Origin of the sequence: Gordonia sp. CPCC 205333, assembly GCF_048537885.1 — a bacterium.
GTDB lineage: Bacteria > Actinomycetota > Actinomycetes > Mycobacteriales > Mycobacteriaceae > Gordonia.
Genome location: NZ_JBCLVI010000001.1, coordinates 125,505 through 141,451, shown reverse-complemented (window position 1 = coordinate 141,451; position 15,947 = coordinate 125,505). Strand labels below are relative to the sequence as shown.

The following is a 15,947-nucleotide window of genomic DNA, read 5'->3' as shown; positions in this document are numbered from 1 at the left end:
GCATCACAGAAAGCCGCCCGATGAGCGAGGAGTCTGACTAACGATATGAATGCCTGGACCGCTCACACCGTGACCACGAACGAGTTGATCGATCCTTTCCCCGTCGCGGCCTTGGCGTCACTGTTCGACGACGGCCTACCCACCCCGGCACCGGGCGATAGCCTTCCGCCCCTTTGGCATTGGGCCGCATTGCCACAATGGAGTCCGTCATCAGAACTGAGTTCCGACGGCCACCCGTTCCGCGGTTCCTTTCTACCGCCGGTCGAGTTGCCGCGGCGGATGTTCGCCGGCGGCAACGTTGCCTTCCTCGCCGATCTGCGCGTCGGGGATACGACGCGACGGGTATCCACCGTCGAGTCGGTGACCGAAAAGAACGGGCGCAGTGGACGATTCGTGATCGTCGTGGTGTCGACGACGCTGTTCACCCCTGCCGGCGAGCGGGCCGTCGTCGAGCGGCAGAACTTGATCTATCGCGAGGCTCCGACCGACAGCGAGCCCAATTTCCCGGCCGGACCGGACGCACCTGCCACCGTGGTTCCCGCCGGGCCGCCACTGGTCGCCGACAGCGGCGGCGAGTGGGACTTCCGCACCGACCCGACTCTGCTGATGCGCTTTTCCGCCGCGACCGCCAACGCACATCGGATTCACTACGACTGGCCATATGCGACCGGCGTCGAAGGCTATCCCGGTCTCGTCGTTCATGGCCCGTTGATGACCCTTGCATTGGCTGAAACTCACCGCCTGAACGGCACGCCGGACCGGATCGAGACACTAGTCCACCGCAATCGCGCGCCACTATTCTGCGGACAATCCGCACACCTGCGATCGACCGCCACCGTGGCGGGGCATAACGTCGAACTGATCGGCCCGGACGCCGGCATACGTACCGCGATAGAACTGACCCTGAGCAAAGGAGCCCAGCCATGACCCGCGCTTTCACCTCACTCGAGGAAATCCGCGACGCCCTCGGCGAAGAGATCGGACCGAGTGAACCGCTGACCATCACCCAGGATCGGATCAATGCCTTCGCCGACGCCACCGGCGATCATCAGTGGATTCACATCGACGCCGAGCGAGCCGCCGCCGGCCCGTTCGGGACCACAATCGCACATGGCTACCTGACACTCTCCCTGATTCCGCTGCTGGGCGCGGGACTGTTTTCGCTCGGCTTCGGCGGCGCGAAGATCAACTACGGCTCCAATAAGGTCCGCTTCCCGTCACCCGTCCCAGTCGATAGCGTTCTACGCGCCACCGCGACCTTCACCGACCTGACGCAAAGTCCGGCGGGCGCAGTACTCACGGTGAAATATGTGGTGAGCGCGGACGGTGCGGCGAAACCCGCATGTGTTGCCGAGACGCTCGTGGTGCTCACGCCCTAGGCGTGCTGTCATCCCAGATACCCTGGTTGCGCAGCATCGCGATCACTTCGTCCGCGCCGGACATGATGTGATCCCGCATCAGCTCCCCCGCGCGCGCCGCATCGCGTTTCCGCAGTGCCACAAGGATTTTGGGGTGCGAGTCCCAAATATCCGCCACGTGACCCTCGATATCGTTGTAGAAGCGATTCGGCAGTTGTTTGACGATCATCCCAAGCATCTGAGCGAGGCGCCGCGAGTTGCCCGCCAAGTTGATGGCGCGATGAAACTCGTGGCCCAACGCAATCGCGGCATCGGATGACGCATCCCGGTCCATCGCCGCGAGGTGGCGCGTATAGAGCTCTTCGAGATGCGCCAGCTGCTCGTCGGTGATGTTTCGCGCTGCGCGAGTGGCTAATTCGGCACCAAGTGCCGCTTGCGCCCAGAACAGGTCATGGACGTCCTGCGGACTGAAATCGGCGACGACGAAGCCCCGGCGGGGAACCAGCTCGACAAAACCCTCCCCCGACAACAACAAAAGGCCTTCTCGCACAGGCGTATTACTCACACCCACGGCCGCCGCGATCGGCTCGGTCCGCAGGAAGTCACCGGGTCTGACCCGCCCGGAAATGATGAGTTCACGCACGTATGCGGCGACGTCCTCGGATAGTTGAGCTCTCATTGGCTGTACACCTCCCCGGCGCTGATCAGATCTTGTTGCGCGCGACCAGTTGTGCCGCAATGACATTGCGCTGAATCTCGTTGGTGCCCTCACCGACGATCATCAGCGGCGCATCCCGAAAATACCGTTCCACGTCGTACTCTTTGGAATAGCCATACCCGCCGTGAACGCGGATCGAGTCCAGCGCGATCTGCATTGCTGTTTCGGAGGCGAACAGCTTCGCCATCCCGGCTTCCAGGTCGGCACGCTCGCCGCGGTCGAGCTTCTGCGCTGCGTCGAGTGTCAACAGCCGCGCTGCTTGCTGTTTGGTCCCCATGTCGGCGATGAGATTGCCGACAGACTGATGTTTCCAGATCGGTTTGCCGAACGACTCTCGTTCCTGCGCGTATCGGATCGCGGCGTCGAGCGCTGCCTGTCCAACTCCCAATGCCCGTGCCGCGACTTGGATTCGACCGACTTCGAGTCCCCGCATCATCTGACCCCAACCCAGATTCGGTTCGCCGCCGAGCACCGCGGTCAGCGGCACCTCGCGGCCGTCGAAGACGAGTTCGCATGCCTCGACGCCTCGGTAGCCCAGCTTTGGCAGCTTCTTGGAGATAGTCAGACCGTCGCCGGGCTCGACCAGGACTACGCTCATTCCCTTGTGCGCGGGCGTCGCGTCGCGATCGGTAATACACAGCAGGCCGATAAGGCCTGAGTGGGCGGCGTTGGATATCCAGGTCTTGGAGCCGGTGATCGAATAGCCGTCGGCGCCGGGTGTCGCGTAGGTCCGCATCGCTTGCAGATCGCTTCCACCACCAGGCTCGGTCAGCGCCATTGTCGCGCGGATCGACCCATCGGCCATTTTCGGTAGGTAGTTGTCCTTCTGCTCTTGCGTACCAAAGGTTTTGATGAGGTATGTGATAACCGAGTGGCCGCCGATCGCCCCGGCAAGGCTCATCCAGCCGCGCGCCAACTCTTCGGTCACCCGCGCGAAAGCTGCCGTGCTGATGTCGACGCCGCCGTACTCCGCGGGTGCCAACAGGCCAAAGAAGCCGAGGCGCTTCATCTCGTCGATGAATCCCTCGGGATAGATGTCATTCTCGTCGAATTCACGGACATTCCCGCGAACCCGCTGGTCGATGAAGTCGGCGACGAGGGCAACCATGTCCTGCTCGTCCGGAGTCAAACTCATGACTATCCAATCGTTCGCCGCCACGAAACAGTCCGGGCGCGTCGATTAAATATAATATGAAATTCTTCCGACGGAGCTGAACCCAGGTCACTCCAGCGCCCCAACGTCGGACTATTTCACCAGGGTCGCTTGTTCCGAGTCGCCGGGAGATTTGCTCGCCCATCGCTGGGTCAGCTTGTAGAGCGCGCCGATGACGACCACAAATACGATGACACCCAGCGCCTCGGCCCAGTGGGTATAACCCTCACCGATAAACGGCAACGCCAATGGTTCGTCCTTGCCACTAGCCGCGACGATGCCAGCGAAGACCACGCCGAACAAGCTCTCACCGACGATCAGGCCGGTGGCAAGCAGTATGCCGACGCGCTTTTTCCGCTCCACATCTTTGCCAGTTCCCTCTGCCCACTTGTCGTAGAAACGGCCGATGATCGCTCCAAGCGGGATGATCAGCGTCAGTGACATCGGCAAGTACATGCCCATGCCGACGGCCAGTGGGGGCAGTCGGAATTTCTTTGACGTATGACCAAGCACCTCATCGACCAGGATCACCACAACGCCGATCGCACCGCCCAGTCCGATCAATCCCCAGTCCAGGTCGTCGCCGAGAACGCCTTTCGCCAGCGATGAGATGAGCGCTGCCTGGGGAGCCGCCAACGCATCGTCGCCGGCTCCCGGCGCACCCTGAAAACCGAACGCTGTCTGCATGAGTTGCAAAATCGGCGGGATGATCGCCGAGCCGAACACCACGCCAATTATCAATGCCACCTGCTGTTTCCACGGCGTCGCGCCGACGAGCTGGCCGGTCTTCAGATCCTGCAAATTGTCGTTGGAGATCGTCGCCACACCGAATACGATCGCCGCGGTGAACAGGGTGAACGCGATGAGCGCCGTGGTCTGATCCCCCGACGTCGTGCCATAGGTGAATTTGATCAGGATCGCGGCGATAAGAACCACGAGGATGCCGACGCCGGAGATCGGACTGTTGGACGACCCGATGAGACCGGCCATATAGCCGCATACCGATGCGACCAGGAGTCCGATCAGCAGGACAAAGGCGATACTGACCGCGATGATGCTCGCCGATCCACCTTCCAGCGGGCTGCCGATTGTGAAGTCCCACAGGAGGAGTCCGATCGGAATCATCGAGACGAGGACAACTCCGACTACGTACTGAATCGGAATATCCTGCTCGGTGAGCGCCACCAGTGAGCCCTGTCGCCGGGCCCGCGACGACGCGATGGCCGACTTGATGCCGCGGGCGATGGGGCCGATGATCTTCAGTAACGTCCAGACCGCCGCGACCGCGATCGCACCGGCACCGATGAACCGGACTTCGTTGGTGAATATCGAGCTCACCGCGTCGGCGATATCGCCGGTGACCGGCACATTGTGCGCGCTGCGGATGGGAAGCATGACAAAGAACGAAATAACAAGTCCCACAAGCATTGCGATGCCGACACCCAAGCCGACCAGGTGCCCGACACCGATCAGCGCGAATGACAAACTTGCGCCGAACATAGACCCACCCGCGCCGACGCGGAAAGTTGCCGACAGCGCACTCGTCACCACCTTGAGCGCCGCCAACAACGAAAAGCCCGCCGCCGCAACGCCTCCCAGCGTGATAACGCGCAGACCCAGTTTATTCTCCTGGGCTCCCTGAGTCGTGTCGCCGACCTTGAGAACTTCAGCCGCGGCAACGCCTTCCGGATAGGGAAGATCGGAGCCGGTGACGAGCGCACGGCGAAGTGGGATCGAATACATGACGCCGAGAATGCCGCCAATCGCACAGACTGCCACCGTGATCCAATACGGGAATCCGGCCCACCAGCCGATCATCACCAGCCCCGGCAGTACGAAGATTATCGCTGACAGTGTTCCAGCGGCCGATGCGATGGTCTGCACGATGTTGTTCTCAATCACCGTGTGGTTGGCGAAGTACCGCAGGATGCTCATCGAAATCACCGCGGCGGGGATCGCCGTCGCGAATGTCAGGCCGACTTTGAGCCCTAGATAGACATTTGCCGCGGTGAAAACCAAAGTGATCGCGCCACCGAGGACGATGCCCCGCAGCGTAAGTTCACGCACGGTTGGCGCGTTCGCAGTTTTAGTTGACACCCGTCGGCTCCCTTGATCTTGGCGTCGATATCAAAAGCCAACCTTAGGACTCCGCACCCGTGGCCACACGATGAACACGCTTGTTCGATAGCGCATGGCACCTATCCGCCCGATTTGGGCGTATCTATCGCAGTCGGGCGTCGGGACTAAGCCGAACGACGGGAAACGCCCCCGACCCCGGTGGTGGGGTCGGGGGCGTTGATCCCCGGGGCTCGTCTGAGACTCAGTAACGCGGGCGGGTGGTGCACGCCCACACAATGGTGCGCGACCCGCGGCCGGCGGCGTTGCGCGCGGCGTTGATGGCGCCGTTACGAGTCGGCGCGTAGGCCCAGCCCCAACGCAAGGTGCGCGGCTGCTGCGCGGCGGCACCACAGTTGTTGTGCATCAGCACAACCCAGCGGCAGTCACGCGCCGAACACTTACGGATTGCGGCGCGCTTCGCTGAAGCAGGCGACGGGAAGTCGATGGCGTAGGACGCGTTCCCGGTGCGGGTGGAGATCGCGATCGAGCCATAGTAGTTCGGTGCGGCAGATGCCTGCGAAGGCACGCTGACCAGGCCGACGACAGCTATCAGTGCAAGCAACGCCCCGGTCACAGCTCGGCGGATCATCTTCGTCATGGGTGTCCCCTTATCGGTTGTTGGTAACGATCTGATTGAACTCGATGGCAACTCTTATGCCAATGGGGAGAACTACCCATGTAACTCTCAGAATCTAGCGACACTCGCCGGCACCGTCGATCTCGCCTTGCCTTAGATACCCCTTAGGGGTATAAAGGCGTGGGTGAGGTATACCCTAGAGGGGTATTCATTGAGGAGTGCGATCACGATGAACACCGCAGCCCGACTGGGCTTGTACGGCGCGGGGCTGCTGGCGATCTTCGGAGTATCGTTCGCAGTTGCCAAGCCATTGGTCCCCGACGACGCCGTATCCAAGTGGACCGCTTCGGCCGATACACATGGCAATCACGAAACAACCCCGGCCGCGGCACCGGACCTGATGGGACTTGCTTCGGCGAGCGGCGGCTTCGTCCTGAGTCGGGTCGAGGCCCCCGGCACCGTTGACGTCGGCGGCACACTCTCGTTTCGGATCGATGACACCTCCGGCGCACCGCTGACGAAATACACCACCGCACATGGCAAGCAACTGCACTTGATCGTCGTACGCACCGACGGCAGCGGGTTTCGGCACGTGCATCCGCAACTCAACTCGACGACCGGTATTTGGTCGATGCCGTGGAGCTGGTCCAACGCCGGCACATACCGAGTGTTTGTCGACTTCACGCCATCGTCCGGGAATGACTCGGTGACCTTGAGCCGCACCGTCGACGTCGCTGGTGATCTACGACCGGACCCGCGGATCACCGCTGCCACCTCAAGCGAGGTCGCCGGCTATTCCGCGACGCTGTCGGGTGACTTGCGAGCCGGGTCGTCGAGCCACCTTACAGTCGCCATCTCCCGGAACGGTGTTCCGGTGACATCGCTGCAGCCCTACCTAGGCGCCTTCGGTCATTTGGTCGTTCTTCGGCAGGGGGATCTCGCATACCTCCACGTCCATCCGATGGGCGATATGCCGACCGAAACAGGGGCGCGGTCGGGGCCTCGCATCGAATTCATGGCTACGGCACCCAGCGTCGGACGCTACCTCTTGTACCTGGACTTCCAAGTCGACGGCATCGTTCATACCGCGACATTCGTTCTCGACGCCCGCCGTGCGAGCGCCCCCGCAGCAGATGCAGATCACGGAGCACATTGATGACGATCGAACTCGAAATCGGCGGTATGACCTGCGCGTCCTGCGCCAATCGAATCGAGCGCACACTCAACAAACTCGACGGTGTTAATGCGACGGTCAACTACGCCACCGAGAAAGCGAGTGTGGACACTCCCGTCGGCTATGACCCCGCGCTGCTAGTCAGCGAGGTGGAGAAGGCCGGCTACTCGGCCGCTCTGCCGTCTCCCATCGATGAGGCCCCCGGCCTCGACGCCGCCGCGCGGGAGTTGATTTCACTGCGGCAGCGCCTGATCGGTTCGGTGGTTCTCTCTCTGCCAGTCATCGCCCTCGCCATGATTCCCGCGTGGCAGTTCACCTATTGGCAGTGGGCGTCGTTGGCGTTGGCTGCACCGGTGGTCCTCTGGGCGGCGTGGCCGTTTCATAGGGCGGCGTGGATCAACTTGCGGCACGGCGCCGCAACGATGGACACGCTGATCTCCGTCGGCACCCTGTCAGCATTCGGTTGGTCGCTCTACGCGCTGTTCTTCGGCACAGCGGGTGAGCCAGGCATGACCCACAGTTTCAGCTTCACCGTTTCGCCGTCTGACGGCGCGGGCAACATCTATCTGGAAGTCGCAGCCGGCGTCACGACCTTCATTGTCGCCGGGCGCTATTTTGAGAAGCGCGCCAAACGGACTGCCGGCTCGGCATTGCGCGCACTCCTCGATCTCGGCGCGAAAGACGTTGCGGTGGTACGCAATGGCGAACAAACACGTATCCCGGTCACCGACCTGCGCGTCGGGGACGAATTCGTGGTCCGGCCAGGTGAGAAGGTCGCCACCGACGGAGAAATAGTTACCGGTGCATCAGCCATCGACCTATCGCTATTGACGGGAGAGTCGGCCCCAGTGGAGGTTGGGCCCGGCGATGCGGTTACCGGAGCGACGGTGAATGCCGGTGGGCGACTGTTGGTTCGAGTAACACGTACCGGGTCCGATACCCAACTGGCGCAGATGGCGAAACTGGTGGCGGCCGCACAATCCGGTAAGGCGGCCGTACAGCGCCTCGCCGATCGAATCTCGGGTATTTTCGTCCCGATTGTCATCGCGATCGCGGTCGCAACCCTCGGTGCCTGGCTGGGAGCCGGCTTCGGCTGGACCGCGGCGTTCACCGCAGCCGTCGCCGTGCTCATCATCGCGTGCCCGTGCGCTCTCGGGTTGGCCACGCCGACAGCACTTTTGGTCGGCACCGGTCGTGGCGCCCAATTGGGGATACTCATCAAGGGCCCGGAGGTGTTGGAGTCGACGCGGACCGTGGACACCGTCGTGCTGGATAAGACTGGCACGGTGACTACCGGAGCGATGTCACTTGTGGAGGTAATCACCGCACCGGGAGTGAGTCGCGACGATGTGCTGCGGCTAGCCGGCGCGATCGAAGACTCGTCGGAACACCCCATCGCCGCAGCGATCGCGCGCGCAGCACGGGAGGAAGTCGGAAGTCTCTCGCTACCTTCGGAGTTCACGAATGTCGAAGGTAAGGGCGTGCAGGGACTCGTCGACGGCCACGCAGTGGTAGTCGGTCGGGAGGCACTGCTGGCTGATTGGTCGCAGCCATTGACCGATGGCCTCGCCGCGGACAAAATACGCGCCGAGGGCGACGGAAAGACCGTCGTCGCCGTCGGCTGGGATGGTGCCGCGCGGGCACTGCTGGTCGTCGCCGATACGGTGAAACCGACTAGTGCGCAGGCAATTTCACAACTGGACACCTTGGGATTGTCGCCGATCCTGGTGACCGGGGACAACAAAGCCACCGCTACTCAGATCGCCCGAGAGGTCGGCATCGACGAGGTGATCGCCGAGGTGCTGCCGGCCGACAAGGTTGACGTGGTGAAGCGGCTGCAAGCCAATGGAAAAGTAGTCGCGATGGTCGGCGACGGCGTGAATGACGCTGCAGCACTTGCTCAGGCAGACCTGGGCATCGCGATGGGCACCGGCACCGACGTCGCCATCGAAGCATCGGATATCACGCTGGTACGCGGCGACCTGCGCAGCGCCGCCGACGCCATCCGGTTGTCAAGGCGCACCCTGAGCACGATCAAGACGAATCTGTTCTGGGCGTTCGCTTACAACATCGCCACGATTCCATTGGCCGCGTTCGGGCTTCTCAATCCGATGCTCGCCGGTGCGGCGATGGCGCTCTCCAGTGTCTTCGTCGTTGGAAACAGCCTGCGGCTCAAAAGTTTTCGCAGCCTGAACTGATCATTCGCCCAGATTCGGAACGACCAGATACTTCTCTCCGGTCTTCTGCTGGCTATACGACGCCATCACCGCGGGATCGAGCACATCGAGTAGCGAGATCTGTCGGGTGTAGTTGCTGGCAAAAGTTGTCGTCAGCGAGTTCACTACGCGCTCACGCAGCCGGTACTGGTCGGTTCCGAGTTTCGCGAGTGTGGGTGCCAGGAGCCAACCGTTCACCCCCCAGGCGAATCCGAATCCGCGGGCGAGCTCGGTCTTTCCGGGGTTGAGTGCGCCATAGATGTAGACCTGCTTGTGCACATTGGTCCCATATACGCTGAATTCGGTAGCGTCGGCGCTCAGTGCTGCCTCCATCGAATTGAGAATATCGCTGGCGAGGGTGCCCCCACCGATCGCGTCGAAGGCGACCGTTGCTCCGGTAGCAGTGATCGCCGCGGTCAAGTCGGCGCGGAAGGTCTCCGTCGTCGAGTCGACGATGTACTCGGCGCCGATCTCCTCCAGAATCCTCCGCTGATCTTCACTCCGGACAATGTTGACTATTCCAATGCCGTCTTCCAGGCATACGCGGTTGAGCATCTGCCCAAGATTCGATGCCGCCGCGGTGAAGACGATCGCGGTGTGACCGTCGCGGCGCATCGTCTCGACCATCGCTAGCGCGGTCATCGGGTTGACGAACCAGGAGGCTCCGTCGGCAGCGGTCGTGCCGGCCGGAAGCTCTTGACACATACGGTAATTGAGCAACCGATACTCGCCGAACATCGCGCCGCCGATCATCGCGACCGTCTTGCCGACCAATGCCTGCGCCGCATCCGACGAGCCAGCTCCGACAACGATCCCGGCTCCCTCGTTGCCGACCGGCTGGGACTTGTCCAAGCGTGTGGCCAATCGCGACAAGGCGCGCTCCGGGACACTCGCGGTGATGACCCGATCCGCGCCCTCGCCACTCGCCGACGCCGTTGAGATATCCGCGGGCCCCAGCATGAGGCCGAGGTCAGAAGGGTTGAGCGGAGCAGCTTGCACGCTGACGATCACCTCGTCGGGGCCCGGCTCACCGATCTCGACCTCGGCAAAGGACAGCCGAAGCTCTCCCGTCGAAGTGATGAGTGATTGCAGTTGACGGCCAGATGTCACGCGAATTCTCCTTCGTTGGAACGGTTCTCGTCGGCACCGGTTGCCAGCGGACGCGTCGGGTCCGCAGACCATTGCGACCACGAACCCGGGTATAGCGTCCCGCGCAATCCGGCGAGCTGTAAAGCCGCGATCTGATGTGCGGCGTTCACTCCCGAGCCGCAGTACACAACGGGATTGTCGCCGTCGTTGATTCCCAACGTGGCGAAACGCACACGGAGTTCAGCTACCGACCGAAACGTCCCATCACCGGTCAAGTTCTCCGACGTCGGCGCACTGAGCGCACCCGGAATGTGACCCGCCCGCGGGTCAACGGGCTCCACCTCACCCCGAAACCGCTCGGCGGCGCGCGCGTCGAGCACCACGTAATTCCCATCCGACCGCGCGCCGATATCGAGCTGGTCGATAGTTGCCACCGGCAACCTACCAGCAGTCAAAGTGACTGCGCCAGAACGTGGTTCAGTATCACCCTGGGACGTACGGAAACCCGCGGACTTCCATGCGCCCAGGCCACCGTCGAGCATGCGCACGTCGCTGATACCGCCCCATTTCAGCAGCCACCAGGCGCGGGCGGCGGCGAGATTGCCGATGTCGTCGTAGACGACGACAGGCACGCCATCGTCGATCCCCCAGCGTCGAGCGGCAGTCTGCAGGTCGTCGGCGGCGGGCAGCGGATGCCTGCCCAATTCCGGCGAAGGGGCTGCAGCCAACTCGGCGTCGAGGTCGACGAACACCGCACCGGGAATATGTCCGGCACGGTAGTGCTGATACCCGTCTGGATCACCGAGTTGCCATCGCACATCGAGTACGACCGGCGGCGTCGAGGAGAGCATCGCATCGGCGAGGCCATCGGGATCGGTGAGAATTTCGGCCATCAGACCAATCTACGTCGCCTCACGCTTGTCGGTACCTGGCCGACGCGGCGGCGTCAGCCGAGGGTAGCGTCGGCGACAGCGCGAGATGAGGAGTTGGCAGTGACGCAGATCAATGGCAGTTCGTTCGCTCTTGACGTGCAAGACGTGCAGGTGGCAGGCGACCGTTGGGCCACCGCCGATACCGGTGGTTCGTCATCTCCCCTGGTCCTCCTGCATGGCGGCGGCCAGACCCGCCATTCGTGGGACCACAGCGCGGCCGACCTGGCCGCAGGCGGGCACGAGGTCTACACCCTTGACGCCCGCGGGCACGGCGATAGCGCGTGGGCACCCGACGGGAACTATGAAATCGACGCTTTCGCCGCTGACCTACTCGGCGCGATAGACGCGCTTGACCTCACCGAACCCGTGTTGATCGGAGCTTCACTCGGCGGCATTACCAGTCTGTGCGTGGTTGGCGAGAACCCCGGGGTGGCCTCAGCCCTGGTACTCGTGGACGTCGTGGTGGACGTAGAGCCCAAAGGCATCGACCGGATCAAGAAATTCATGTCCGATCACGTGGGTGGTTTCGAATCCCTCGATGACGTCGCCGACGCGATCGCGGTGTACAACCCGGAACGAAAGCGCACTCGCAATCTGGACGGTCTGCGTAAGAATGTCCGGCAACGCGACGACGGCCGCTGGTACTGGCACTGGGATCCGGCATTCATCGCATCGGGCGAAGAGGCTCGACGACATACCGATCCCGAACGTCTTGGAGCGGCCGCACGCAAAGTGACCGTCCCGACGCTGATCGTGCGCGGAGGCAAATCCGACGTGGTGAGCGACGCGGGCATCGAGAGCATGTTGAAATTGGTGCCACATGCCGAGGTCGCCGATGTGAGCGCGGCCGGCCACATGGTCGCCGGGGATGACAATCAGGTGTTCGCCGATGCCATCAAGGAGTTTCTGACTCGAAATAAGCTGTGAGCCAACGGATCCTAAAGTCCGGCCTGCTCCAGCGCGTCGTCGAAGAGGTCGGTTGCCTCGTCAGCCGACGCACCCGAGGTGATCGCGTCGTCGAAGACCTTGCGTAATTCGTCCCCGCGTTCTTCGAAACGCCGAGCCCATCGCTCGGCGTCCTGACGCCAATAGCCGATGATGTCGTATCGCTCGCGGCTGAACCCGAGCGCGCGCAAATGTTTCTTGGCCGCCCGAGTGTCGGACGCCTCGCCGGAATACCAGCAGTAGTCGCCATCGGTGAAACTCAACTCCGATAGCGTCGCCGAAAGTTGCGTCGGCGCAACGCCATTACCCGACCCAATGACCTCGAGGACCTCGGTATTCGGCCGCGCCGGCAGGTAGTCGAATTCGCTGCGATCAAGAACTTCGGCGACAACTGTCACCGGAATCCGGTCAGGAGTGTCGGCGAGGATGCGCGCGAGCGCCGGCAGCGCCGCCAGGTCTGCCGCCAAGATATGCCGGGTGGCATCCGACGGTGGCGAGTACCAGGACCGCGGCCCGGCCATCAACAGACGCCAACCCGGTTGCGCTGCTCGAAACCAGTCGATCGCGGGACCGTGCTCGTGGACCGCGATGTCGATGACCATCTCACGTGTCTGGGTGTCGAATGACCGCACGGTGTAATTGCGGTGTTCCAACCCGCGTTCGGGGTCGGCTACTTCCCAGCCGCCAAGAGCCTTCGAGTCGTCACTGGTACGAGCGTGCAATTCGACGCCGTCGCCACTCAGATACAGCGCGACAGCCTCGTCACCCGCACTCAGCGGCTCATATCCCTCGGCGGTGCCCGGACCGATCTCGAATGTCGCGCGGAGTAAATTGGCGGCGACTGATTCGCAATTCGTCAGTGTGCCAACGAAATTGGGCCACTTCACTATTCGGCATCCCTTCGTTCTCGCATCTTTGGCATTCATTGAGGCTACCCGTCCGCGGTGAACGCCACCCTCACAGGATTCTTGCAGCGCCGATGCAGACGCAGCCCAGAACCGGGCCATAGTTTAGATCTCGCAAGCAGAACGAAAACCCAAGCCGGACAACAAAGTCCGCTACATCAGAGGAGTTCACCATGCCCCAGCGTCCCCAGGTCGTCCGTAAGCCCAACAACCACAAGCCCAAGCCCAAGCGTCGCCAGTGGGACGCCCGCCGCCGCCAGTGGATCTGGAAATAGGCCACTTCGCTCCCCTGCCGCCCCGCGTCCCCTCTCCCGGACGCGGGGCGGTTTCGCGGAGTTGGGGCACACTATCGCAGTTGCACTCGCGGATCTCACCAGTCGGCGGATAGGATTAGGCAATGCTTACCTCACTCGAACGTTACGCACCCTGGGCGATCGCCGCATTCCGCGTCGTCGTGGGATTCTTGTTCTTCTGCCACGGCGCGACCACCCTGCTGAGCTGGCCGGCCGAATCGCACGGCGGCGCCCCGTCATTCGGAGCCTGGCCGTCGTGGTGGTCCGGAGCCATTGAGCTGGTCGGCGGACTCCTACTCATCCTCGGCCTCGGCACGCGGCTGGCGGCGTTCATCGGCTCGGGCGCGATGGCGGTGGCCTACTTCTGGAAACACCAGGGCGACGGGCTATTTCCGGTCGAGAACGGCGGCGACTCAGCAGCGCTGTACTGCTGGGCGCTACTGCTGCTGGTATTCATCGGACCGGGCAAGCTGGCCCTCGACTCGGTGATCGGCCGCGAGCCGACGCCGGATCGTTCCGCCGCTCCTGCCGACCGCCCCCTCGAAAAATCGTCCAAATAGTTGGCCGCCGAGGGCAACTTGCCCTCGCTCCCAGCTTATTCTCCCGATTTTCCGAATGGGCGGCTCAGCCGCGCCCGACGTCGCGAACCGCCGGCATGTCGTCGGGAGTGCTGAGCACCGTGATCTCATCGCCGGCTTTGATCTCGCCGCGTTTGACGACTCGTAAATAGGGACCGGGACGTCGGGCGTCGGCGAATTTCTTGATCCACGCGCCTTCGTCGTCCATCCACCGCGCGAAGGTCTTACACGGAATGCGGGGCGAGGTTACTTCGACGACGACGCGCTCGCCGATCTGCCAACGTTCGCCGACACGGGCCGCGTTTACCTCGATTCCAACGGTGCGCAGATTCTCGCCGAAGAAGCCCGGCGGGATCTCGCGTCCGAGTTCTGCGGCCCAGAAATCCGCATCTTCCTGGGCATAGGCGTAGAGCGCCTTTTCCAGGCCACCGTGATGTTTACGATCGGCCTGCACGTCGGCATAGGCACCATATGGTCCGATCCGGATCGGGCCGTCAACCGGCTCCTTGTCAATCGCGGTTACGCCAACTTGACCCGGATCCGGGTGCAACGCGCGCACGACACAGATCGCGACTAATTCCGGCATACGGCAATGGTACGTGCCGCGGCAGGACGGATTCGCTATGCATTCTTATCGTCGGTCGGATCACCGGCGAATGCCGGCCCGGCCAAATACCAAGCAAAGACGATGATCACAAGTCCTGTCAACGTCGACCAATAGGGTTGCTGCGCTGCCTCATCCATCGACGCCGGCATCGGAGCACCATCGATCAGGATCATCAGCCCCAGTCCACCGGCTGCGATCATCGCTGCCAGAACTACTCGCCGCCACTCCTGCCAGAGGGAATCGACTTGCGCGCGTGAGCCTTTAGCCGGCTTTTGCGGACGCGGACCATCATCGAATCGATACCGGAACCACGCGTCGGCCCACGCGATGATGGATCGACCGAACGCGACAGTCACGCCGAGGTAGACGGCTGCGATCGCGTGACCCGAACTGGGCGGTGCGCCCCGCAGGATATCGATGCTGACAAATGTCAGCAGCACGACGTCAACCGCGGGAACACAGGCCAACAGAATCGAGCTGATCCTTTTGGCACGCAACACATAACGCGCGACCAGACCAGCTCCCAGGAAGATCCAGAACGCTATTTCGGCGGCCGCGATGGCAATGATCATGAGTCAACTCCCAAGGCGAGGCGATCGATAAATGCGGTGACGGAGTCATAGGTTGCTTCGACGGAGAGTAGATGCGGTGCGGTCATCCGACGCCACGCGAGGCCGTCCATCATGACGCCGAGATCCGAAGCGGTGCGTGCGACGTCGAGATCAGCTGGGGCAGAACCGGTGTGCACAAGAAGTGCCACCAGCTGTCCATATAGGTTGTGCATTTCGTCGCTGCCCTGGTCAGCGACGGGCCGCAACGCGGAATCGGTTGCAGCCTTGGCGGTGAACTGCAGGTGGACACGAAACATCTCCATGTGCCGATCGGTCAGTGGCAGCAACTCATGCAAGACCGCCGCCACTCTGCGGCGCGCTTCCGTTGGTGTCCAACCTATTTCGACGTCAAGCATCGGCAACTCGCCGGCAAATACGGCCTGGACATCTTCAGCGACCTCCCGGTACAACTCGCGCATCGCGAAGACATGCAACTCGGTCTGGGTCGGAAAGAAGTGGCGAACCGAACCGCTACTCAGACCGGTGGCGGCGGCGACCGAACGTACCGACGCCGCGTCGAGTCCACCTTCTCTCAGCAGGTCCCACACCGCACGCACCAGCAACCGTCTACGCGCGTCGCCGTCGATAGTCCGAATCACACAACCAGACTAGCACGACTGTATTAATTTGATATTGGTTAGGTGTTTTCCCTGCACAGGCTCGGTTGTGATGT

Annotated in this window: 16 protein-coding genes; 6 read left to right on the top strand and 10 right to left on the bottom strand. The window is 62.5% G+C overall.

Translation table 11 applies throughout. The features are described from left to right. Positions 1–45: 45 nt before the first annotated feature. On the top strand, positions 46–927 hold the full coding sequence (locus tag AAFP29_RS00695) for an FAS1-like dehydratase domain-containing protein (protein ID WP_419215379.1): 882 nt from the start codon (positions 46–48) through the stop codon (positions 925–927). Continuing rightward, a complete protein-coding gene (locus AAFP29_RS00690) occupies positions 924–1,379 on the top strand; it encodes a MaoC family dehydratase (protein ID WP_419215378.1) in 456 nt (151 codons plus the stop codon). The genes AAFP29_RS00695 and AAFP29_RS00690 overlap by 4 nt, the downstream gene beginning before the upstream one ends. Here the strand turns inward: AAFP29_RS00690 and AAFP29_RS00685 are convergent. The 4 genes from AAFP29_RS00685 to AAFP29_RS00670 form a co-directional block, all read right to left on the bottom strand. After that, positions 1,369–2,037 (bottom strand): GntR family transcriptional regulator, encoded by a 669-nt coding sequence (locus tag AAFP29_RS00685; RefSeq protein WP_419215377.1) that lies wholly within the window; start codon positions 2,035–2,037, stop codon positions 1,369–1,371. The genes AAFP29_RS00690 and AAFP29_RS00685 overlap by 11 nt on opposite strands. 25 nt (positions 2,038–2,062) lie before the next feature. Beyond that, on the bottom strand, positions 2,063–3,211 hold the full coding sequence (locus AAFP29_RS00680) for an acyl-CoA dehydrogenase family protein (protein WP_419215375.1): 1,149 nt from the start codon (positions 3,209–3,211) through the stop codon (positions 2,063–2,065). Between the two features lie 111 nt (positions 3,212–3,322). After that, the gene (locus AAFP29_RS00675) at positions 3,323–5,326 is read right to left on the bottom strand and encodes an OPT family oligopeptide transporter (protein WP_419215374.1); all 2,004 of its coding nucleotides are present in this window, start codon (positions 5,324–5,326) and stop codon (positions 3,323–3,325) included. Positions 5,327–5,549: 223 nt separating this feature from the next. Continuing rightward, entirely contained in the window at positions 5,550–5,945 is a 396-nt protein-coding gene (locus AAFP29_RS00670; RefSeq protein ID WP_419215373.1) for a DUF4189 domain-containing protein, read from the bottom strand. Between the two features lie 208 nt (positions 5,946–6,153). On the opposite strand from AAFP29_RS00670, the gene AAFP29_RS00665 reads away from it, so the two are divergent. Together AAFP29_RS00665 and AAFP29_RS00660 are read left to right on the top strand one after the other, a co-directional pair. Next, positions 6,154–7,080: a heavy-metal-associated domain-containing protein gene (locus AAFP29_RS00665; RefSeq protein WP_419215372.1), complete on the top strand. Its 927-nt coding sequence runs from the start codon at positions 6,154–6,156 to the stop codon at positions 7,078–7,080. Next, positions 7,080–9,296, top strand: coding sequence for a heavy metal translocating P-type ATPase (locus AAFP29_RS00660; protein ID WP_419215371.1), 2,217 nt, complete (start codon positions 7,080–7,082; stop codon positions 9,294–9,296). The genes AAFP29_RS00665 and AAFP29_RS00660 overlap by 1 nt, the downstream gene beginning before the upstream one ends. On the opposite strand, the gene AAFP29_RS00655 is transcribed toward AAFP29_RS00660, so the two are convergent. Continuing rightward, positions 9,297–10,424, bottom strand: coding sequence for an NADH oxidase (locus AAFP29_RS00655; protein ID WP_419215370.1), 1,128 nt, complete (start codon positions 10,422–10,424; stop codon positions 9,297–9,299). Then, complete coding sequence (locus tag AAFP29_RS00650) at positions 10,421–11,296, bottom strand: sulfurtransferase (RefSeq protein ID WP_419215369.1); 876 nt, start codon at positions 11,294–11,296, stop codon at positions 10,421–10,423. The genes AAFP29_RS00655 and AAFP29_RS00650 overlap by 4 nt, the downstream gene beginning before the upstream one ends. A 99-nt stretch (positions 11,297–11,395) precedes the next feature. Between AAFP29_RS00650 and AAFP29_RS00645 the strand changes: the two genes are divergently transcribed. Next, entirely contained in the window at positions 11,396–12,262 is an 867-nt protein-coding gene (locus tag AAFP29_RS00645) for an alpha/beta fold hydrolase (protein WP_419215368.1), read from the top strand. An 11-nt stretch (positions 12,263–12,273) separates the two neighbouring features. Here AAFP29_RS00645 and AAFP29_RS00640 read toward each other — a convergent pair whose 3' ends face one another. Beyond that, positions 12,274–13,167: a siderophore-interacting protein gene (locus AAFP29_RS00640; RefSeq protein WP_419215367.1), complete on the bottom strand. Its 894-nt coding sequence runs from the start codon at positions 13,165–13,167 to the stop codon at positions 12,274–12,276. 415 nt (positions 13,168–13,582) lie between these two features. Here AAFP29_RS00640 and AAFP29_RS00635 point away from each other — a divergent pair, with 415 nt between their 5' ends. Continuing rightward, entirely contained in the window at positions 13,583–14,038 is a 456-nt protein-coding gene (locus tag AAFP29_RS00635; RefSeq protein WP_419215366.1) for a DoxX family protein, read from the top strand. 64 nt (positions 14,039–14,102) lie between these two features. Here AAFP29_RS00635 and AAFP29_RS00630 read toward each other — a convergent pair whose 3' ends face one another. The 3 genes from AAFP29_RS00630 to AAFP29_RS00620 are packed head-to-tail and all read right to left on the bottom strand — an operon-like array spanning position 14,103 to position 15,873. Beyond that, on the bottom strand, positions 14,103–14,642 hold the full coding sequence (locus tag AAFP29_RS00630; protein WP_419215365.1) for an MOSC domain-containing protein: 540 nt from the start codon (positions 14,640–14,642) through the stop codon (positions 14,103–14,105). A gap of 35 nt (positions 14,643–14,677) precedes the next feature. After that, positions 14,678–15,235, bottom strand: a complete 558-nt coding sequence (locus AAFP29_RS00625; RefSeq protein WP_419215364.1) for a hypothetical protein — start codon at positions 15,233–15,235, stop codon at positions 14,678–14,680. Continuing rightward, positions 15,232–15,873: a TetR/AcrR family transcriptional regulator gene (locus tag AAFP29_RS00620; RefSeq protein ID WP_419215363.1), complete on the bottom strand. Its 642-nt coding sequence runs from the start codon at positions 15,871–15,873 to the stop codon at positions 15,232–15,234. The genes AAFP29_RS00625 and AAFP29_RS00620 overlap by 4 nt, the downstream gene beginning before the upstream one ends. Positions 15,874–15,947 lie beyond the last annotated feature (74 nt).

Excerpts from the sequence above, each read along its gene's own strand:
- AAFP29_RS00660 (WP_419215371.1), top strand. The coding sequence starts at position 7,080 with ATGACGATCGAACTCGAAATCGGCGGTATGACCTGCGCGTCCTGCGCC.
- AAFP29_RS00650 (WP_419215369.1), bottom strand. The coding sequence starts at position 11,296 with ATGGCCGAAATTCTCACCGATCCCGATGGCCTCGCCGATGCGATGCTC.
- AAFP29_RS00690 (WP_419215378.1), top strand. The coding sequence starts at position 924 with ATGACCCGCGCTTTCACCTCACTCGAGGAAATCCGCGACGCCCTCGGC.
- AAFP29_RS00625 (WP_419215364.1), bottom strand. The coding sequence starts at position 15,235 with ATGATCATTGCCATCGCGGCCGCCGAAATAGCGTTCTGGATCTTCCTG.
- AAFP29_RS00670 (WP_419215373.1), bottom strand. The coding sequence starts at position 5,945 with ATGACGAAGATGATCCGCCGAGCTGTGACCGGGGCGTTGCTTGCACTG.
- AAFP29_RS00695 (WP_419215379.1), top strand. The coding sequence starts at position 46 with ATGAATGCCTGGACCGCTCACACCGTGACCACGAACGAGTTGATCGAT.
- AAFP29_RS00680 (WP_419215375.1), bottom strand. The coding sequence starts at position 3,211 with ATGAGTTTGACTCCGGACGAGCAGGACATGGTTGCCCTCGTCGCCGAC.
- AAFP29_RS00685 (WP_419215377.1), bottom strand. The coding sequence starts at position 2,037 with ATGAGAGCTCAACTATCCGAGGACGTCGCCGCATACGTGCGTGAACTC.
- AAFP29_RS00665 (WP_419215372.1), top strand. The coding sequence starts at position 6,154 with ATGAACACCGCAGCCCGACTGGGCTTGTACGGCGCGGGGCTGCTGGCG.
- AAFP29_RS00630 (WP_419215365.1), bottom strand. The coding sequence starts at position 14,642 with ATGCCGGAATTAGTCGCGATCTGTGTCGTGCGCGCGTTGCACCCGGAT.
- AAFP29_RS00635 (WP_419215366.1), top strand. The coding sequence starts at position 13,583 with ATGCTTACCTCACTCGAACGTTACGCACCCTGGGCGATCGCCGCATTC.